This window comes from Opitutia bacterium ISCC 52 (assembly GCA_014529675.2).
Lineage (GTDB): Bacteria > Verrucomicrobiota > Verrucomicrobiia > Opitutales > UBA2995 > UBA2995.
The window spans coordinates 2,810,178-2,829,849 of sequence record CP076040.1 but is presented as its reverse complement, the minus strand read 5'-3'; the positions used below and the strand labels follow the sequence as shown (position 1 = coordinate 2,829,849).

General features: G+C 48.0%; 17 protein-coding genes and 1 pseudogene. 8 read left to right on the top strand and 10 right to left on the bottom strand.

Features of this window, described 5'->3' with window-relative positions; genetic code table 11:
* Window positions 1-45: 45 nt before the first annotated feature.
* From GA003_12050 to GA003_12040, 3 genes and pseudogenes are all read right to left on the bottom strand, one after another.
* Window positions 46-374, bottom strand: a pseudogene (locus GA003_12050) (hypothetical protein).
* A gap of 11 nt (window positions 375-385) precedes the next feature.
* Window positions 386-1,291, bottom strand: a complete 906-nt coding sequence (locus GA003_12045) for a prolyl oligopeptidase family serine peptidase (GenBank protein ID QXD26768.1) — start codon at window positions 1,289-1,291, stop codon at window positions 386-388.
* 10 nt (window positions 1,292-1,301) lie between these two features.
* Window positions 1,302-1,463 (bottom strand): hypothetical protein, encoded by a 162-nt coding sequence (locus GA003_12040; GenBank protein ID QXD26767.1) that lies wholly within the window; start codon window positions 1,461-1,463, stop codon window positions 1,302-1,304.
* Window positions 1,464-1,637: 174 nt separating this feature from the next.
* Between GA003_12040 and GA003_12035 the strand changes: the two genes are divergently transcribed.
* The 3 genes from GA003_12035 to GA003_12025 are packed head-to-tail and all read left to right on the top strand — an operon-like array spanning window position 1,638 to window position 3,955.
* Window positions 1,638-2,645, top strand: coding sequence for an SMP-30/gluconolactonase/LRE family protein (locus GA003_12035; GenBank protein ID QXD26766.1), 1,008 nt, complete (start codon window positions 1,638-1,640; stop codon window positions 2,643-2,645).
* Between the two features lie 44 nt (window positions 2,646-2,689).
* Window positions 2,690-3,592, top strand: a complete 903-nt coding sequence (locus GA003_12030) for an NAD(P)-dependent oxidoreductase (protein ID QXD26765.1) — start codon at window positions 2,690-2,692, stop codon at window positions 3,590-3,592.
* A 54-nt stretch (window positions 3,593-3,646) separates the two neighbouring features.
* Window positions 3,647-3,955, top strand: coding sequence for a hypothetical protein (locus GA003_12025; protein QXD26764.1), 309 nt, complete (start codon window positions 3,647-3,649; stop codon window positions 3,953-3,955).
* Window positions 3,956-4,061: 106 nt separating this feature from the next.
* Here the strand turns inward: GA003_12025 and GA003_12020 are convergent, their stop codons facing one another.
* A complete protein-coding gene (locus GA003_12020) occupies window positions 4,062-5,504 on the bottom strand; it encodes a Gfo/Idh/MocA family oxidoreductase (GenBank protein ID QXD26763.1) in 1,443 nt (480 codons plus the stop codon).
* 364 nt (window positions 5,505-5,868) lie between these two features.
* Here GA003_12020 and GA003_12015 point away from each other — a divergent pair, with 364 nt between their 5' ends.
* Window positions 5,869-7,602, top strand: coding sequence for a SpoIIE family protein phosphatase (locus GA003_12015; GenBank protein QXD26762.1), 1,734 nt, complete (start codon window positions 5,869-5,871; stop codon window positions 7,600-7,602).
* A 71-nt stretch (window positions 7,603-7,673) separates the two neighbouring features.
* The gene (locus GA003_12010; protein ID QXD26761.1) at window positions 7,674-9,164 is read left to right on the top strand and encodes an aldehyde dehydrogenase family protein; all 1,491 of its coding nucleotides are present in this window, start codon (window positions 7,674-7,676) and stop codon (window positions 9,162-9,164) included.
* Between the two features lie 29 nt (window positions 9,165-9,193).
* Here the strand turns inward: GA003_12010 and GA003_12005 are convergent, their stop codons facing one another.
* Window positions 9,194-11,527, bottom strand: a complete 2,334-nt coding sequence (locus GA003_12005) for a serine protease (GenBank protein ID QXD26760.1) — start codon at window positions 11,525-11,527, stop codon at window positions 9,194-9,196.
* A 193-nt stretch (window positions 11,528-11,720) separates the two neighbouring features.
* Between GA003_12005 and GA003_12000 the strand changes: the two genes are divergently transcribed.
* Entirely contained in the window at window positions 11,721-13,454 is a 1,734-nt protein-coding gene (locus tag GA003_12000) for an SMP-30/gluconolactonase/LRE family protein (protein QXD26759.1), read from the top strand.
* 374 nt (window positions 13,455-13,828) lie between these two features.
* Entirely contained in the window at window positions 13,829-14,797 is a 969-nt protein-coding gene (locus GA003_11995; GenBank protein QXD26758.1) for an aldo/keto reductase, read from the top strand.
* A gap of 53 nt (window positions 14,798-14,850) precedes the next feature.
* On the opposite strand, the gene GA003_11990 is transcribed toward GA003_11995, so the two are convergent.
* From GA003_11990 to GA003_11970, 5 genes are all read right to left on the bottom strand, one after another.
* Window positions 14,851-15,615 carry a class I SAM-dependent methyltransferase gene (locus tag GA003_11990; GenBank protein QXD26757.1) on the bottom strand — a complete coding sequence of 255 codons (765 nt, stop codon included), beginning with the start codon at window positions 15,613-15,615 and terminating at the stop codon, window positions 14,851-14,853.
* On the bottom strand, window positions 15,582-16,568 hold the full coding sequence (locus tag GA003_11985; protein ID QXD26756.1) for a hypothetical protein: 987 nt from the start codon (window positions 16,566-16,568) through the stop codon (window positions 15,582-15,584). The genes GA003_11990 and GA003_11985 overlap by 34 nt, the downstream gene beginning before the upstream one ends.
* A gap of 15 nt (window positions 16,569-16,583) precedes the next feature.
* Window positions 16,584-17,369 (bottom strand): zinc-dependent peptidase, encoded by a 786-nt coding sequence (locus GA003_11980; protein ID QXD26755.1) that lies wholly within the window; start codon window positions 17,367-17,369, stop codon window positions 16,584-16,586.
* 112 nt (window positions 17,370-17,481) lie between these two features.
* Window positions 17,482-17,727 carry a hypothetical protein gene (locus tag GA003_11975; GenBank protein ID QXD26754.1) on the bottom strand — a complete coding sequence of 82 codons (246 nt, stop codon included), beginning with the start codon at window positions 17,725-17,727 and terminating at the stop codon, window positions 17,482-17,484.
* Window positions 17,728-17,776: 49 nt separating this feature from the next.
* Window positions 17,777-17,953 (bottom strand): hypothetical protein, encoded by a 177-nt coding sequence (locus tag GA003_11970; GenBank protein QXD26753.1) that lies wholly within the window; start codon window positions 17,951-17,953, stop codon window positions 17,777-17,779.
* 157 nt (window positions 17,954-18,110) lie between these two features.
* Here GA003_11970 and GA003_11965 point away from each other — a divergent pair, with 157 nt between their 5' ends.
* Window positions 18,111-19,664, top strand: coding sequence for a sulfatase (locus GA003_11965; GenBank protein ID QXD26752.1), 1,554 nt, complete (start codon window positions 18,111-18,113; stop codon window positions 19,662-19,664).
* The last annotated feature ends 8 nt before the right edge of the window (window positions 19,665-19,672 follow it).

Genomic DNA, 19,672 nt, shown 5'->3' with positions numbered 1-19,672 from the left:
TTGTCATTCAGGTCACCGTCGGAAGCCGTATTCGAGGGTATAATACTAAACGGGAAGATCTTTCATTGGCTCCTTCAGTTTGGCCAGCTCTTCTGCTGGGCCGTGAACTTCCAAACGAACGAGATCAACGATTTCCAAGGCCTTACCTAGAAGTTCGCCTACGTTTTCTAGGTGAGCCAGCGCACCTTCCGCGTCGGCATAGCCTTCACGGCAGTGAATCAGATCGTCGGTGAAGGAGAATCCATAGAAGATTGCCTTCTCTTTGTTTTGGGTGAGGGCAACGAACTGGGGCACATGGCCTTAAATTCTTCATATTTTCCTTCGTGTGGTTTGAAGTAGGGGACGATAGTGCAGCAAGTATCTGTGGTAGCCATGGTGAGTTTATTTATTTTGTGGTTAATCCTGATTTTAAAAAATTAAAGATGCGCGTATCGGTGTTTTCGATACTCCAATCGATTCCGTGGCCTGTGCCTGGGACTACTACGAGTTCGTGCTTGATGCCGAGCTCCTGTAGGTGAATCGACCATTGCAGGTTGCCGACGTAGTTGTCGTCTTTGGTGCCAATGACTGCCATAAGGTTGATCGGTGGGGCATTTTTTCGAGCAGCGTATAAACTCGAGTTATTAAAGGCATTGTTGCCGGCATCGGGAATGGTGAGGTAATCGCTCTCGTAACCGTCATTCTCGTGGATCCGTTTTTCATGCTGATGACCTGATGCGAGTGCCACAGCTGTTTGGAACAGTTCTGGATGGCTAAAAATATAACGGCTGGTGCCTCGTCCGCCCTGGGAGCTTCCAATGATGGCGCGGCCTGAGCGATCCGCGATGGTGGGGTAAGTGTTGTCTATATGTTCAATCAGCTCGAGAAATGCAGAGATACCTTGGTATCCCTTGTATTGATAATGGCTAAGTTTTCCGCCATTGATGCCGATCATGAAGGCCGCCGGATAATCCTCGGATTTCAGCATGGGCAGCATGTTTTTGAACCCGTTCCTTGATTTGACCTCACTGCCGGGACGTCCTCCGTGAAGATAGTAAATGACAGGGTAGCGTTTTCCGCGGTTTTCGGTGGCATCGTAGCCACGAGGCAGGCGCATGTAGAAACCAATGTCCGTTTTATTTGCCTTCGAGTAGAAGGTCATATGAATCACGGACGGATGCATTTGTTCTGGAGCTTCATTGATCCATTGGAAACTCTCCATGCTTTTGAGCCAGGACGGCTCCTCTAGAGCATTCAGTCCGCCAACGGCAATCAAACTAATGAGTAGGGTAATAGGGGATTTAAGATTCATAGGGTATTGGTTAGGCAAAGAGTGCCATCAGGGTGCATACGATGACCACAAGGCCGATAAAAAGGAAATGGACACGCATGAGACCGGACTTTCGGTGGGCTTCCAGATCTTCGACGTTTCCACCGAATCCTGACCAGGCATAACGAAGCCAAATTAGCGAACCGATCGCCATTAAGGCACAGAATATTTTAACTCCAAGAGGCATAAGATGAAGTTGTAGGTAGAAGGTCGCTTTGTGAAGTTTTAATTCACGTGGCTAATCGGATGGGGATAAAATAGTGGTTCGTTACTCGTGGGTGTATTTTTTAATTTGTGGCAGAAGGAATCTTCGCTCAATGATTTGGATATGAAGAAATTGTTACCCCTGCTTATTGCACTATACTCAATCAGTATGCTTTCTGCTCAGGATTCGTTGAACTTTGCCACGATCGGTGAGGTGAAGCGTTTGGATTCGCGGCTGGATGGTTTAATTTCACCAAATGCGGAAATTGAAGTGCTTACGGCGGGCTTCCTTTGGTCGGAGGGACCCACCTGGGACAAGGAGAATCACTGCCTTTTATTCTCGGACGTGCATGCCAATCGGATTTATAAATGGGAAGAGGGAGTGGGTAAGAGCGTATGGATGGAACCGTCTGGCTACACTGGCGTGGCTCATCATCCCCGAGGGATGGGGAGTAATGGTCTTACTTTTGACAACGATGGCCAATTGCTGCTGTGTGAGCACGGAGATCGACGCATTTCCAGGCTCACGGAAGTCGGAGGAAAAAAGACGGTGGTCGATGAGTACAAGGGAAAGCGCTTCAACAGCCCCAATGATCTCTGCGTAGCGAGCAACGGAGATATATATTTCACCGATCCGGCCTATGGCATGCCGCAAGGTTTTGACGATCCGAATCGAGATATGGATTACTGCGGTGTTTTCCTGCTACGCAAATCTGGGGAGCTGGTCCTCCTTCTAGATAACTTGCGGGCTCCTAATGGTATCTGTCTGTCGCCTGATGAGAAAACCCTTTATGTAGCAGTTGCGGATCATAACTGGGTTGGGTACATGTCTTACCCGGTGAAGGAAGACGGATTGCTTGGAACGGGAAAACGTTTCTACGACGCGACAGCGGACAGCAAGAAACAACCCGGAGGGCCTGATGGCATTCGTTGCGATACGGACGGCAACTTGTGGGCTACAGGTCCAGGTGGCGTCTATGTATTTTCGCCGGAAGGGGATGTGCTTGGAAAAATTGAGACGGGTGAGCGAATTGCCAATTGCGCCTTTGGGGATGACGGAAGTGTGCTCTACCTGACAAGCGACATGTATCTCTGCCGCATCCAGACCTCAGTTACTGGAGTGGGGTTCTGAACTTTTTACCACCTTAAGCTTAGTCCACATTCTTTATCAATACTATGGCACAGGAACTACGAGCAGGCATCATTGGCTTGGGGCAAATGGGAAGCCCTATAGCAGAGAGATTATTGGAGCAGGGCGTTTCTCTTATTGCCTATGATATTGATCCAGCGGCGTTAAATAAATTTGTAGAACGGGGAGCCGTTGCGGCTGATTCTCCTGCTGAGGTGGCGAAGCAATGCGATGTTCTTCTGACTATTCTACCTAATGGTCCTCATGTAGAATCTGTAGCTGAGGGTGAGCAGGGGATTCTCGCTTCGGGAAGTAGGAATCTGATGTGGCTCGAGATGAGTACAATCAATCCCGAAGTGACTAAAAAGATGTCTGCTCAATGTGAGGGCGTAGGTATCCAAATGATTGATACTGCGATTGGTGGACTTACCGTGGACGCAGTCGCAGGAAAGCTTCTGTTTATGGTTGGGGCGTCGGATGCCGTTTATGAAGCCGCTAAAGATTTCCTAAGTCACCTAGGCCGATGTGTTCATTGTGGTCCGGTGGGTGCGGGGGTAACCATGAAGTTGATTAATAATCAACTGGCAGGTGTGAATTTAGTGGCTGCGATTGAAGCCTTGCTGATGGGTAGAAAAGCAGGGCTAAGATTTAAAGACATGCGAGAAGTGCTTTCCGGGACGGCTGCCGATAACGCCCACCTGCATCGGAGTGTCCCTGGACGTATAATCAAACGAGATTTCGACGATGGATTTGGTATGACTCTGATGATTAAAGACGCGGGGCTGGCCTTGGATCTGGCTGAACGGTTAGGCGTGCCGCAATCGCTTGCGCCACGGGTCCAGGAGCTACGTCAACTTGCACTCGATAAAGGTTGGGAAAGCATGGATACGACCATTATTGCCAAAGTGCTCGAAGAATTGGCTGATACTGACTTGGCGTTCGAAGAGTAAGATTCTTTCTTGTTTCTTTTGCGATAGCCTACTTTGCTGGAATCGGGTAATGTTTTGGGGACTATTGAGATCGTTGACAATTTTTGGAATCCTACGATCAAGGAAATACTTGAGGAGTGTGAGTTTCAAAATCCAGAAGAAGTGCTGAGCTTGGAGGAAATATTGCAAGTATTCCTTGAGGATGGTGTTCTCAATAAAGGCCAGGTTAATTCATTGACCAAGCAGGCTACCAAATCCCTAAAAGTTCTTTCCAAGCATCTAGCCGCTTTCGTCCGTGCGGGTATTATGACCAAAAACGAGGTAGCCATGATTTTCAATGCTGCTGAATCGGAATTCGTTGGTAAAGGTCGTGGCAAAGGATAAAAGATACAATCATTGGTCTTCTATTACTGCGATTTAAAGTAAACAAACTTTATCAAAAAAGCCTCCCTGAATCGGGAGGCTTTTTTGGTTGAATGAAAATATTGATCTAGACCGCTGTAGGAACAGAAAATTTGCTCCGGTAGTTGTCTTTAATCATAGAGTTGGCGGATTTGGCCAACTCGTTATTGCCTTTGAATTGTTCTTTATTGGCATCGAAGCGGAGCTTCTTGCCCATGTTCCATTTCTCTGATTTGAAATCGACGTTCCAGTCACCGAGGTGCTTGTTAAAGCGCTCGTAAGTTTCCTGCAATGTGTCGTCTTTGGATACGAAGTTTTCAACCCGCTTTGGAGCTACTTCCTGACCGGCGCGGTAGGAAATGTTACACATGTGTGGAAGCACACTGGACATGTATCCGGTTTCGATTGGGCAACGGAGTGAATCCTGTTTTCTGGATTTCACAGCACGCACAAAGTTCGGATAGTGGTCAAATCCAGCATCACCTTTCCAGGTCTTAACCTTCTTGTTGTTTTCGTCGTAAATAGAACCGCCACCGCGGCCACCGCGGAATTCGCCTCCTTCACAAGTGATGACTACACCGATGCGGTGACCTTTGTAATTCGAGGCCGCAGGAGTGTCTGGATTGATGTAAAGATCGCGCACTTCGAAGAGCACCGGGATGTCACCGAACTTCAAAGAAGCGATGTGCATATTGGGGGTTACGCCTGCGTCTTTCCAACCAAAGCGTCCGCCAAAACTGACCACTTCACTTGGGTGTCCTGGATCTCCGAGTACCCAACGGATCAGGTCAAACTCATGAGGCCCTTGGTTACCGATATCACCGTTACCGGTGTTCCAGCTCCAGTGCCAGTCATAGTGAAGTTTATCACGATAAATGGGTTCATCCTTAGCAGGTCCAAGCCACAAATCGTAATCCACGTTTTTACCTGGGATGAGTGGGGTTGAGCGTTTGCCAATGCCTTTTCTGTTTTTATAGCAGAGGCCGCGAGCCATTTGGATCTTACCAAACTCGCCACTCATAATGGCAGGAAATGCTTCTAGAAGCCCATCGTCGGAGCGATTCTGAAGACCACTCTGTACGATGCGGCCGTATTTCTTTTGCGCTTCAATGATGCGGCGACCTTCCCAGATGTTGTGGCAAACAGGTTTTTCGCAATAAATGTCCTTACCAGCCTGACATCCCTGGATAGCCATAAGGGCGTGCCAGTGATTCGGGGTGGTGATGGTGATAGCGTCGATGTTTGGATCATCCAGCACGCGGCGGTAGTCCTGCACTTGCTGAACCTTGACTCCATGGTCCTTTTCGATTTCGGCAGCACGTTTAGCCATCACATCGGTATCTGCGTCACAAATGGTTACGAGGCTTGCGCCGTCTGTGCGGAACACATCCTTGATGGCGGACTTTCCTTTTCCGTTTAGTCCGATTACGGCAATTCGGAGTTCATCGCTGGCGGCATAAGCTCTGGACGAGCCAATATAAAAGGCACTGGCCGCGAGGGCTGAGGTTTTAATGAAGGTTCTTCTTTTCATTTGGGTAAGCTTTTTGGGTTAAACTAAATTCTGATCAATGGGTATTTCGAAGATATAATGGATCTCTTAGACCTAGTATATGATTCGGTCAATGAAACTTGGGTGACTTTTACAAGCTAGAAGTCTGCTTAGGAATAGGCAAAAGTAAAACTTATTTCCAACACGAGTTAGAAAATGACGTCTGAATGGGTATTAGGCTTGAAGAAAAAGGGTCTTTTGTGAACGATTCTCTCGATATTTACCTTACCAATTCCTTGCCCAAAAAATCCTGAATATGGTCGCATCTGCTAGCGCAATCCCTCTTGTGCTCGCGGCATTCCGCTATGACAACGCCTGAACCGCTACCTGAAGATATCAGGTCCATTTGCTTGGAGACGCTGAATGTGGATCTCCAGCACTCCGAAGACGAAGCGATAACTCTGATCCAAGTCAGTTGAAGGCCGCTCTTTCCGCGGCCTATGCTGCTGGCAAAGCGAGTGATACGCACTCTCCACTTGAACCGGGATATCATTCCTCCCATTTGTTTTGGCGCTTGATGGAGTCCTTGCCCGACCATGTGTATTTCAAGGATCTGGATAGCAAATTTATTTGTGTGAACCGTGCGCATGCCCTTTTTAATGGCTTTGCAAATGCTGAAGAGGTCATTGGGAAATCTGACTTTGACATTTTTCAGGAACGTTTTGCCCAAGTGAAATTTGAGTCGGAAAAGGAGATTATTCGTTCGGGTGAAGGATGGAGCTTTCGAGAGGAGCGAGATCGACAAAGCGACGGGAGTGAAAAATGGGTTTTGTCCACCAAGCTCCCCCTGAAAGATGCGTCGGGAAAAATTGTAGGCACCTTTGGCCTGTCGCGCGATATCACGGAAAGTAAGAAAGTGGAGATCGAGCTGGAGCATCAACGTCATCTGCTTCAGACGATTGTACGAATCCTTCCTTGTCGGGTGTTTGTTCGCGATACCGAGCAACGCTTCCTTTTGGTCAATGAAGAATACCGAAAAGGAATTGGGGTCGAGTCGGATCAAGCGTTGATTGGGAAGAGAATCTCTGAAATCAAGCCGGGTGAGCGTGCTGAGTTACTGGAAGCGCGCGATATAGAAATCATTCAAAAGGACCAGGCGATCAATAATCAGATGGATTTCAATAAAAGTCTGATGGGGGACAAACGATGGGTGCTGACTTCCAAGGTTCCTCTTCATGACGCGGAAGGGAAAGTAGAGGGTGTTGTTGGAATGACGCTGGATATTACCGAGCAAAAAGAAGCGGAAGAAGAAGCGCGTCGGGCGAATGCCCAGTTGCAAAAGCAGAACCAGCAATTGGAAACGGAGTTGCAGGTAGCCAGGCAGTTGCAAGAGACCCTCATGGCGAGTGGCTTCGATGGCGAACCCAAGTATTCAGTCAGTTGTGACGAATGGTCTTTTGAGGCGAGCTATCTGTATTCGCCCAGCCACCACCTAGCTGGTGATTTCTTTTACATTATTCCGATCACCAAAGACAAAGTGGGCATCCTCGTGTGCGATGTCATGGGGCACGGCGTTAAGGCTTCTCTAGTTACGATGTTAATTCGAGGGTTGTTACTCGAGATTCCAACTGCGCTTTCCAGTCCGGCACGGGTATTAAAGCATTTGAATGATAAGATCATTCCTCTGGCCGACGATGCCAACTTCCCCAGATTCGTAACCGCCGTTTATACGGTTTTCAATCTGTCCAAGGGAGAGATCTTGATTGCAAATGCGGGGCATCCTGAACCTCTTTGGTATGTTCGTGATGAACATGGAAATCATTTTGAAGGGTGCCCGGTTCGTGAAATGGGGCCGGCTTTGGGAATGTTTCCTGATGAGAAGTTCAAGGCGACTCGGCTTAAGTTGGACCAAATGACGGAGTTGCTGTTTTTTACAGACGGTCTGATTGAACAAAAGCAGTGTGATGGCCAGGAGTGGGGAGTAGACAATTTGGTGAAAACGGTGGAGCGCGTGAAGGACGAGCCTCTCTCGGACCAGCTCAAGCTGGTCACCGAAGCGCTGCATTCTGCTTGTGAGAGCGATCACCTGGATGATGACGTGTGTCTGGTGGCCATTCGACTGCAGCCCAATAACTCGTAATTCGTTCCTCGACTAACTTAGAAGCTGACTTGCCTTTTTGGAGATGCCCTTAAACCTTGTGGGTTCGATTTATGAGCGCAATTGAGCAATTTAGTAAACTGGAGGCCGGAATGCCGGTCTTTCTGGGTGGTGACAAATGGGTCCGGGTGGATCAGTCCTTGGCTGAAGCATTTCAACCGGGCGATTCACTTGCTGTGGCTCCCAAGACAGGACAGCTTTTGCATATTCCAGCCAACGAACAGAACATTGCCACCCATGCCGTTTCTCTAGCTTTGGATGCGTTTGGCAAAATGGGTTCTGTGACGGACCAACAGATTAGTCAGTTTTTTGCCTCTTTTGCCGATGCCTTGGATGATGATGATACCTGGGCGAAAATTCAGAAGATCAATGAAGACGATGTTGCAGCTGCCAAGGCTCGTGGTCGATCAACGACTCGGTTAGAAGCTACGGAAAAGCTACGTCGTGGTATGATTGATGGGCTCCGGGTTTGGATCCTAGCACCATCGCGAAGAGGGCAAATCATCGAGACAGTGCAGCACGAAGGATTCCGCGTGGAATTAGTGGGCGCCGCCCTGGGAGTTGTCGCTTTCGTTTTTGAAGGTCGGCCCAATGTCTTAGCGGATGCATGCGGTGTGCTACGCGGAGGAAACACCGTTGTATTTCGAATCGGCAGCGACGCGCTTAAGACGGCTAAAGCCATTATGGATTTGGCGCTGAACCCCGCTCTGGAAAAATCCGGATTACCGGTGGGCGCAGCCAGTTTGGTCGAAAGTGCCGCTCATGCAGCTGGATGGGCGATGTTCTCCGACGATCGATTATCGTTAGCGGTTGCGCGCGGATCAGGACAGGCGGTTGACACGCTTGGAAGCCTGGCGCGTCGCGCTGGCGTTTCCACAAGTTTGCATGGAACAGGTGGGGCTTGGATTATGGCATCGAAGCATGCAGATAAGGAGCAATTTGCCGAAGCTATCTTTAAGTCTCTGGATCGGAAAGTCTGCAATACCTTGAACACTTGTTGTATCGAACGGAGCCAGGCGGAGGAGTTAGTGCCAGTCTTTCTGGAGAGTTTAGAAAAAGCGGGCCAGCAACGCGGCCACCATTTTAAGCTCCATGTCGTTGAGGGCGACGAGTCGCACTTGCCTGCTGAACTCTTCGATGAGACGGTTTCCATCGGTCGTGCCGAAGGCCTGGTTGAAGAAAAGCAAGCTCAGTCTATTGCTCGTGATCAACTCGGTCATGAATGGGAGTGGGAAGATTCGCCCGAAGTGACTCTGGTGCTCGTTGGTTCAATAGACGAAGCAGTGTCGTTGTTCAATGAATACAGCCCACATTTTGTTGGGTCGTTGATCAGTGGCGATGCCTCGGAGCAGGAGAGATTTTATTCAACCCTGAACGCGCCCTTTATCGGAAATGATTTCACCCGGTGGGTAGATGGACAGTATGCGCTTAAGAAGCCTGAGCTTGGTCTTTCAAGTTGGGAGAGCGGGCGCCTTTTTGGTCGTGGATCGATATTGAGTGGCGACAGTGTATTCACGGTACGGACACGTCACGTGAAAGAGTAGTCGTTGGTCAGGTATTCATACTGCGGGACTTAGGGGGTCTGGTAGACTTGGTGAATCACATGCCATTCTAAATCACCTTCAGTTGGAAGATCTTGTTCCTGTTTTGAACTTAAAATAGCTGCTTCTGTATCAACTTCGTTCTGAATATCTCCTTTGACTATTTCCAGTTCGTAATTATCTCCAAGTCTGCTTTTGGAAGCGAGTATGACAACTCGGTAGTTGTTCGATGTAACTGGATTGAAGTAGTAGGATCGATCGTCACAACGAGCTACCGCACTGTGGATGGTTTCACCAGTTGTCAGGTTGTATATCAAGTAAGAAGGATAATAACTGCCATATCCCGTGATCTTCACTGTGATTCCCGCCGGGTTATGGACGTTAAGTAGGTCAATTTCCTCTAAGTAATACTCAATGCCGCCGAGTTCTGTTGTTTTATCGGCACTGTGAATGAGCCCAATGGTTTTTTCGTCTGCTTGAATAAACTTTTTTTCTGTAAAGTGACTCAATTGATACTCATAAGCGCCAGTATCATTACTTTCGAAAGAGGCGATGGTGACAAAGAGTTTTCGGTTTTTGTCAAAACGCACTAGCACGGACTCAGTCTCGCCTGAAGGCTTTTGATCTATTTCTTCAATTAGCTCCCCAGTAGCCGCGTCTTGCAAAAAGATGAGCTGATCTAGATCATCCGTTCTTACTTCGATTTTGAAAATAGAATTTGCAGCAAAATCAGATATGAATGTATCTCCATAATGATTCAAGCGCTTGAAACTGAAGTCATCAGCTGTGAGTTCGCCCATGCAGATTTCAAATGAACTAGAATTGATGAGGCCCTCAACATGATCCAGATGGATTACAAAGCTTTGAGGCAGGGTGTAGTCGATGGATGAAACCCTAAGCAGGTATTGGTTTCCTTCCTCTGGCCAGAAACCTTCGCCGAAGGGGTATGGCGAGCTATCAGGGTTACTGGCCCCCGACCAATCGATCATGAGCCTACCAGTTTCAATTTCCACCACTTTGATTGAGATCGGTTGATCAATATCCGACTCTGCTGCTACTCGAATGGATCTAAGTGAGCCCATGGTATCGATTAAGTAATCGAAATGGGTCGGTCCGGCAGCATCGATTCCTCGGTTGAAAAGCCCTTTCAGAGAAGAGCCCACTCGTATGGTATGGGGACCGTGTATAATGCCGCCATTGTCTTCGTGAGAAATTCTGTAGAAACCGGGGTCGGAATTGCTTATGATAATGGGGATCTTGTATCGGCTTAAATTTGAGCCCTGAACGGGTTCTTTGGAGATTTCGTCATGGTCATGCTGTAGCGTTTCCCAGTTCTGTAAGTCGCTCGACCATTCCCGGTTTACGTTAATGAGAGGAACCGTGTTCCGGAGACGGAGAGTGCCTGCTGCCAAACTCTCTCCATGGGATCTTGTAATAGCCAATTCAGTCTTGGGTTGATCAATCACCGTTGGATCGAGATCAAAAATATATTCCAGGAGCGGGCTATTATCATCACCCTCATTGTAGCCGAGTTCAGTCAGCTCAAATCGGTTCGTCCAGCTCAGGAAATCATTATTCAGGATATTGTTTATCCATTCCATGTGGGTAGAGATTCTAGCATAGGCTGAAATTGGATTTTCAGGTTTGGCACATCCGGCACCGTAGTTGGAAATACCTATTTGTTCCCATCGATCCAATGTATCATTGAAGGAGAGTAATGGTCCACCACTGTCACCAGAGCCGCTCGAATGATAAGGTTCGATATCCCCCGCGGGTATCACGTTTTCACGTACTCGTCCGTCGTAGTACTCAGGGAGGTTTGCAAACTCCTGGCTAACGATTGTCATATCTACTTGCTGTAGAATCAAGGTGTCCTGACGGTCTCGGAAATCGGAATTTGTAATTCCCCAGCCTACCAGCCGGGCTGTGACTCCTGGCATTTCTAAAGATAGATCGGAGGAAAGTGGTACTTTGGGAATCGATTCGGGTAGAGGTTCTCTCAGTTGGATCAGAGCAATATCATTATCCTTCGTGTAGCTATTGATGTAGTCGGAGTGAATGAGAATGGATTTGGGGTAAAATACCTGGGCCGTCTCCTCGTTTTCGAGGTCGGCTGTTCCAAATACTATTTTGAAGCTCTCCGGCGATGCGGCTTTATCCACACAATGTCCTGCCGTTAAAACCCAATAAGGGGCGATAGCAGTCGCGCCGCAAAATTGTCGCGTGTTTCCTTCAATACTTGTCGAAACGAGGGCAGCCATCCAGGGGTATTCCTCGATTGCGGCATCGACTCCTCCCACAACGTGTTGGGTCGAGTCAGAAAAGTTTTCAATATCATTTGCTGACCAGACAAGAGAGTATGCCAAACAAACTAATGAGGCGAATAAAAGGGTGTTTTTTTTCTGCATCAAAGAGGGTGAAAACCCAAGGCTCTTTGAACGATTGAATTCCTTCAAGGCTTTTAATGGTTCACGGGTATTCGTATTTTTGAGTCTCTCCGTTTGATTTGTTGGGATTCCCTTTTTGACTTTGCCGATTGGAGCTTTCACAAAGCTAGTCATGCAAATCTTACCCCTGTGCTTACGATTGTTAATTCTCCTTGTTCTTTCGCTGGTTTATGTGTCCGCAGCGGATGATTACGTTCTTGGGCCGGACTCGATGCCGCAAGCTGGCGTACCAGAAGGTTCGGTTGAAAAACTGTTTTTTAATGACAGCAAGATCTACCCTGGAACTGAACGAGATTGGTGGATCTACGTGCCAGCCCAGTATGATCCTTCGAAGCCTGCTTGTTTGATGGTCTGGCAGGATGGGGGTAGTCGAGTGACTCGGAATGGGCAGTGGCGTGTGCCCGTTGTCTTTGATAATTTGATTCATAAAGGGGAGATGCCGGTGACGATGGGTGTGTTTATTAACCCGGGTGTGGTTCCGGCTCCCCATGAGAATGCAACTGCCCGCTACAATCGAAGTTTTGAATACGACAGCATGGGGGATCGCTATGCTCGCTTTCTCATTGAAGAGATGATTCCTCAGGTCGAGGCCAAGTATAATATCAGTGATGATCCTAACGATCGTGCGATTGCGGGAGCGAGTTCAGGAGCCATTGCTGCATTCGGAGTAGCCTGGAATAGACCGGATGCTTTTCGTCGCGTTTTTAGCACGATTGGCACCTATGTCGGATTACGAGGCGGAGACGGTTATCCGACCTTAATTCGCAAAACGGAACCCAAGCCCTTGCGTGTGTTTCTTCAAGATGGATCCAATGACTTGAATCTCTATGGCGGGGGTTGGTGGGAAGCGAACTTGGATATGTTCGCTTCACTCAAATTCTCCAACTACGAAGTGAAGAATGCCTGGGGAGATGGAGGTCATAACTCTAAACATGGCGGATCCATTCTTCCGGATGCGCTCCGCTGGTTGTGGAAACCGAAGACGATCAAGGTTGGATCCATGGACAATCGGCGCACTCAAATTCTAATCGAAGGTGAAGACTGGGAGTTGGTCAGCGAAGGGCATAAGTTTACCGAAGGTCCGGCAGTGAATACGAAGGGTGAACTGTTCTTTACGGATCTTCGGACTAGCGAAATCTTCAAAGTCGATCTAAATGGCAAGGTGAGTCTTTTTGCGAAGGACACAGCAAAAGCCAATGGGTTGATGTTTGGCGCAGATGGAAGACTGTATGCCTGTGCCAACGGGGATAAAGAGATTGTCGCCTATGAAATGGACGGCACAAAAACAACGATTGTTAACGGACATCCGAGTAATGATTTAGTCATACTTCCTACGGGGGGATATTTTACATCCCCAGGAGAAGGAAAGGTCTATTACTTCACGTTCGATGGTAAAGTGAAGGTTGTAGATGAAGGTCTGGAGCAGCCGAATGGAGTGATGGTATCCCCTGACCAAACCTTGCTGATCATTTTGGATACTTCCGATCGGTACGGATATTCCTATCAAATTCAGCCGGATGGGTCGTTGGCCTATAAACAGAAATACTATCACCTCCACCGGGATGACAATCAGACTAAGAGTGGTGGGGATGGTCTAACCGTCGATGTTGAAGGACGCGTATATTTTACCACCCATGCGGGGCTCCAGGTTAGCGATCAACCGGGGCGTGTTCATCAAATCTGGGAGAAGCCACAATCTGGCTGGTTGTCCAATGCGGTATTCGGCGGACCGGAGATGAATTACATCTACATCACCATCACGGATAAAGTGTATCGTAGAAAGACATCCACGAGTGGTTTTTTGCCGTTTCTGGATCCTATCAAACCGCCGAGACCCCGCCTTTGATCCGAACTTTCAACAGATGAGTGGAATAAGTGTTGGTTTTCTTAAGTGATCTGGTGTCTTGGAATAGGAGGGCTATTATTGGTAATTGAATTGCAATCATCTTTGGTCCGATCTGCCGTGTGTTCCTCTTTCATTCTTCAGTCACGCACCTATGTGCGCTTCCTCGTCTATCACTCGTCAAGCACGACACCTCGACTCCATGAAAGCACCGGATCAGTCGCAGGCGAAATTGGCTCCTAGGATGGTAATATCATGAGAGGTCCTAACAGAACGCACCCAGAACACAAAAAATATTCGTGTCCATTGGGCTCTAGAGGTCAGGTCGCAATTGAATTGCTCGGTAGTGTCCATTCGTGGTTAACTCCTTCTAAATTATGAAACAAAGAATTTTACGAGGAACGGGTGCCACGGTATCTCAGGTTTGTTTGGGAACGATGACCTTTGGTCAGCAAGTGGACGAGAAAGAGGCTGATCGCATTTTGGGAATTGCCATGGATGGCGGTGTTAACTTTGTCGATACGGCTGATGTTTATGTAAACGGCGAGTCCGAAACAATCACTGGCAATATCTTGCAGGGAAAACGAGACCAGGTTGTTTTGGCGAGCAAGGTTGGCTCTCCCAGTGAAGATGAAAATCCCCGAACCAGCGGTTTGAACAAGTGGCATATTTTAAAAGGGGTGGAGGAGTCGTTGAAACGATTGAAGACCGACTGTTTGGATATCCTATATCTGCATCGTCCCGATCGAAGCACACCCGTTGAAGAAGCACTCGAAGCCTGCGACTTGTTGGTGCAACAAGGTAAGGTTCATTATATGGCCACTTCTAATCATTCCTCTTGGAAGATGATGGAACTAGATTTGAAGAGCGGCCAGCACGGCTATTCCAGACCGTGTATCACTCAATTACCTTATAACTTGATTACACGTGGTATAGAGGATGAGTGTCTTGAGTATTGTGACACTCACAAGGTTGGGCTTATTGTATACAACGCGTTGGCTGCGGGACTTTTGACAGGCAAACATCAGGCGGAAAAGCCAGTCGAGGGATCGCGCTTCGATTACTCGCAAATGTATTTCGATCGTTATTTCAACGATACTAACTTTCAGGCAATTGCGGCCTTGTCCCAAGTGGCAGACCATGCAGGCATCAGCCTTGCCGAGCTGGCGCTTCGGTGGCTCGCTGCACAACCCTTAGTAGATTCGATTCTCCTGGGAGCAAGTCGCGGCGAGCAAATGGAACAAAACCTCAAGTCGCTCGAGGGTGGTTTAGATGCGGAAGTTCTCAAAGCCTGTGATCAGGTCTGGGAGCGCATTCGCGGTGGGCATTTCCGCTACTATCGTTGAGAGGTGACTTAGTGCCCTCTGAAACCGTGTATTGGGCTTACAGTTTCAGTCCATTAAGACTTCTCAAATTTCTTTGCATCGTCTCTAAGCCCTTTCGGGCCGAATATGGATTTTAGGCGTGTACCCAAATGCTTATACACTTTAGCCACGATGAGAAATCCCATGTGATCGGGGAAGGGGAATTTTTCCTGGATCTCCAATGCTTCAATTCGACCCTGCCAGGCGGGCTCTTGGTTGCCGGCATTGATCAGCTCAACTGCAGTATGACTTTCGTAGGTGTGAAAATGAATGTTGATTTCGCCCTGGGTCTCTATCTTTTTGTGGCACATGGCGGCGTAAGCTTCGCGTTCCTTTTGGTAATTCTCAGGATCAGAGTCGGGTGAAAACTCTTTCCAATCCACGCCCATGGCAAAGTCCTCAATGTGGGTGGGATCAGCCATGGTGGTGCCGTTGCGAAAGTCTTCAACCATATGCGCCACTTCGGTCAGTGGTCTGGGTCGATCGAAGGTGCAATTGCGATCGGGAATTACTGCATAGATGATGCCTCCATGTTTGAGTACACGAAACCATTCTGCCAGCGCTTGAAGCGGATTTGCTGAGTGTTCCAAAAGGTGCGAGGAAGCTACGTAATCCAGTGATGAATCGTGAAAGGGTAAATCACACGCGTCTCCAAAATATTCCGCGCCCGTATATTCGCCTGCATAGTGTGAATAGCGATCCACGTAGATGGGTTTGATACATGGAATGGGCCGGATGTAGGCACCGATTTCTACACCGTCGCCTTTCAAGTATTTGGGAGCTGTATCTGTGTTGTCCAAGTTAGCTTTAGGAGAAGGAGGCAAATCGCTGCCGTCGAGATTAATTCAATAGAATTCCAGGTTGAACCATGTCGTATCTGGATCTGTGAATTGTTTGCGAAGCTGTCGGTTTTTCCAATCGCGGATGAATTGGGCCCCTTATGGGTTTTTTGAAAGCAGAACTTCTTCGGCAAAGCCGTGTAGAGTGATCTTGGAGGAGGAGTCCATTCTATATGCTTCATTTTCACGCCGGTGTCTGCGGTGTGGTAGAAGATTTGCCTTATACCAAGCTCGTTTAACAGGAACCACAGTTTAGCGGTGAGCATCGTTTCCGGCCAACGCCTCGTTTTGGGGTGCATGACCTCTTCGTAGTAACGCTTCCAGTCGTTGTGGTTATCATACCATCGCTTTTCGGCATAGTCTTTTACATCCCGTACCCAATCGGATTGGATCTCCTCGATCAACGCTTCACCGGTTTCTAGATCCAAATCGGTGCGTGCCCAAGCCAGCGTAATTTCACTTTCTTTGTTTATGGGGTGGGGTGACCATTCCAACGGCCGTTGCCAATTCCCCACGGTTTTTTGTAGTTCCCGGTTATGTGAAAACGAAAAGTTTAATTGGAGAACGAGGTTCCATCCGCTTCGGGTTATCTGATGCCAATTTAGCTGCGGCTTTTCGTCGAGCGCAGGCCAGGTTCCCAAGGTTAATCGATAACCATCCTGAATCTGTGGCCAGGCCTTCATTAGGTCCCACGCCTTCAGGTGTTTTCCTCCTAAGTCTGCAAGGACTTCTTTTACACATGGCTTGTTGAGCAATGAAGCGAAGGGGGAGCTTTTAACTTCGCTGATGGGTTTCCCGGATTCGCCTACAAATTGTTCGAGGAGTAAAAGTGCGTATCGGTCTGGAAAGTGGTAGTAAACCGTTCGTCCCTTGGGTAGGGCTTCCATTACCAGTTCAATGGTTTCTTTGTCCATGTTGAGCGGGGTCGATTAACCTTTGCTAAACCATTCTGCAGGATCCAGTTGGTAATACTCTTTTAACTCCTCGTACAGGTCGACTCGTTTTCGCTGCATCTGCCTGGGCTTTTCAAAGAATGCTTCTGTCGCGACCGCAAAATACTCTGCCAAATTCGTGGCCCCATACTTATCAAGAACTGTCTTTTCTCGACGCTCGGTTCGGTCGACTAATTTTGAATACCCATCGCCTAAAACGGAACCCCAGGTACGGTAGGCTTCGTGGGATTCCAAGAAAGGAACACCGTCAGTATTTCCGTTTTCCTGATCTAACTGGTGTGCAAATTCGTGCATAGTCACGTTATGTCCGTCTTGAATATTACGGGCTCCGTGTTGCACGGAATCCCAAGCCAGAATGACAGTGCCGTTGCTCCAGGATTCTCCAAGACGTCTCACTTGTCGTTCTGTGACGACGCCCAAAGGATCTCTTTCTCGGACTACGGATTGAAAGGTACTCGGGTAGAGTAGGACGGTTTTCAGATTAGGGTAGGGCGGTCCATCATGATTGAGAATGAGTATGCAAGCTTGGCCAGCGACAGAAATGATCATCTCATCGGTCAGCTCTAATTCCCCACAACCTTCAAAATAAGTAGTGGCCACAAATTGTCCGATTTTTTCATGAAGCCTGAGTTGCAAAGCGGGAGGTAGCTTGGCGTACAAGGGCAAGTTGTGTTCAAGAAAGGAGATCCACTCATCCTTGAATACGACTTCGATAGGATCGTTTCGTAGAAACAGATCTTTGAGGGTATCCCAAATACTCATAGATCGAACTCAACCTCAGCGTCATTTATCGGGCAACGGGAAAAGCTGCTTTGGCATATCTAACAGTTTACCCTGGTTTTTCCGAAAACGAGTTGCTGCATTTCCAACTGAATTAGTAATTGAGTAAATGAGTATTCTTTTTCAGGCTAGTTTCTAATGATGGCTTTGAATGGTCGGGGTCAATCCAACCTTCATGGACCACATCCCGAATGCCCCGGATATTAGCATACTGACTATGCTCATTTAGAAGGGACTCGATATCATCAGCTGAAAAATCTGCCTGCGCTACTATTCCATGGGGTTTTCCATGGCTTTCTTTCGAATCGGCAATCGCCTGAACCCAAGCGGTTTCTTCCACGGCTTGTGGGGGATCAATGACTGCTTCGATGTGAACGTTATGTGTGATATTAAGTTCCCCGATGTCGCGATAGAGCCTCCAATAGGTAATCCTTGCGAATGGCTGTGTAGTCCCCGCAAACGCGTGGTTTGAAAGAATCGGTCAGCCAGGGGTAGTATTGAGCTGACAAATCCCATAGATGGTGGTGGGGATCAGTGATTTGCAGATCAAAAATGGATATAGGCATGGGGGGTAATTCTGAAATCTTCGTAGACGATATTACGCCAAAACCGTGGGGACTGTAAGATTTTTATCTAGAGTTTTGGCTTAGATCGCGTTTTAACAATCGTAATTTAGAACTAATATATAGAACACACTACTTCTTCCAACCCATTAGAATCACTATGATCCGTCGTTTAACCCTGTTGTTGGTGCTGGCTTTCTTGCCCGCCTATGTTTTTGGAACCGTATTTCCTACCAGTATTGAGATTGAAAAACAACGTGGGGAAAAACCTCGCAATGTGATTTTCATCCTTACCGATGATCACCGTTATGATGCCATGGGCTTTATGGGACATCCGTTCCTGAAAACTCCAGGACTCGATTCCATGGCTGAGAACGGCGTCCACTTGAAGAACGCCTTCGTGACGACCTCGCTTTGTTCTCCTAGTCGTGCGTCCATTCTGACAGGTTTATATACCCACAAGCACCGGGTGATTGATAACAACCGAGACGCACCAAGTAACATTGTTTATTTTTCTCAGTATTTGCAAAAGGCTGGTTACAACACCGCTTACATGGGGAAATGGCACATGGGCGGTGGAAACGATGAACCGCGTCCAGGGTTCGACCACTGGATCAGCTTTAAAGGCCAAGGTCACTACTTGCCTCCGAGTCCTGATTACACGCTCAATATAAACGGTGAGCGAGTGAAGCAAAAGGGATATATCACTGACGAGTTGAATGACTATGCGATCGATTGGCTGAAGGAGCAGGACTCTGAGGATAAACCATTTTTCCTCTACCTGTCTCACAAGGCGGTGCATGCTAACTTCACCCCGGCTGATAGGCACGAAGGTTCCTACACAGACGAACCCTGGGAAGTGCCTGATAGTGGCAATCTTTCACGCGAGCTAGCTGAGAAGACGCCTCGCTGGTTGCGCGATCAGCGTAACAGCTGGCATGGCATTGACTTTCCATATCACAGTGAGCTCGACGTGGAGCTTTACTACAAACGCTACTGCGAAGCCTTTCGGGCGGTGGATGAGGGGGTCGTTCGGATCATGGATCAGCTCAAGGACATGGGGATCTATGATGATACTCTCGTAGTTTATATGGGGGACAACGGATTCATGTTTGGTGAGCACGGGCTCATCGATAAGCGAGTGGCCTATGAAACATCCATTCGAGTGCCTATGCTCATGCAATGCCCGGATTTATTTAAAGGTGGATCCGTCGTGGAAGACGTCGTTGCGAATATCGACATTGGCCCAACGATCATGGATGCGATGGGTCTGGAAACACCGGCGCACATGGATGGCAAAAGTTTTATCGCTCTTGGACAGAAGAAGGAGATCAAGTGGCGCGACTACTTTCTCTACGTTTACTATTGGGAAAAAGCGTTTCCCCAATCGCCGACTGTATTTTGCCTGCGAGGGGATCGCTACAAGTATATCACCTACTATGGACTTTGGGATACGGACGAGTTGTTCGACTTACAGGAAGATCCCGGTGAAACCAACAACCTGATCAATAGTCCAGAGCATAAGGAAATTGTCCGTGAAATGGAGGATCAGCTCTACGCAATGATGGATGATGCCGGAGGCATGGCTATTCCGTTGAACCAGCCGGGTGCATTCAAGGCGGACAAGCGGTATAGTCGTCGGAGTGGTTGGAATGCTTCTGATTTTCCTTCATCCCATGTGGTTGATGAACCTATCAATCGAAACGCACATTGATCGATTTT

Bases quoted from the DNA above. Each gene is read 5' to 3' on its own strand.
- GA003_11965 (QXD26752.1), top strand. From the start codon at position 18,111: ATGATCCGTCGTTTAACCCTGTTGTTGGTGCTGGCTTTCTTGCCCGCC.
- GA003_12040 (QXD26767.1), bottom strand. From the start codon at position 1,463: ATGGCGATCGGTTCGCTAATTTGGCTTCGTTATGCCTGGTCAGGATTC.
- GA003_11995 (QXD26758.1), top strand. From the start codon at position 13,829: ATGAAACAAAGAATTTTACGAGGAACGGGTGCCACGGTATCTCAGGTT.
- GA003_12020 (QXD26763.1), bottom strand. From the start codon at position 5,504: ATGAAAAGAAGAACCTTCATTAAAACCTCAGCCCTCGCGGCCAGTGCC.
- GA003_12045 (QXD26768.1), bottom strand. From the start codon at position 1,291: ATGAATCTTAAATCCCCTATTACCCTACTCATTAGTTTGATTGCCGTT.
- GA003_11980 (QXD26755.1), bottom strand. From the start codon at position 17,369: ATGAGTATTTGGGATACCCTCAAAGATCTGTTTCTACGAAACGATCCT.
- GA003_12035 (QXD26766.1), top strand. From the start codon at position 1,638: ATGAAGAAATTGTTACCCCTGCTTATTGCACTATACTCAATCAGTATG.
- GA003_11985 (QXD26756.1), bottom strand. From the start codon at position 16,568: ATGGACAAAGAAACCATTGAACTGGTAATGGAAGCCCTACCCAAGGGA.
- GA003_12000 (QXD26759.1), top strand. From the start codon at position 11,721: ATGCAAATCTTACCCCTGTGCTTACGATTGTTAATTCTCCTTGTTCTT.
- GA003_12030 (QXD26765.1), top strand. From the start codon at position 2,690: ATGGCACAGGAACTACGAGCAGGCATCATTGGCTTGGGGCAAATGGGA.
- GA003_12010 (QXD26761.1), top strand. From the start codon at position 7,674: ATGAGCGCAATTGAGCAATTTAGTAAACTGGAGGCCGGAATGCCGGTC.
- GA003_11970 (QXD26753.1), bottom strand. From the start codon at position 17,953: ATGCCTATATCCATTTTTGATCTGCAAATCACTGATCCCCACCACCAT.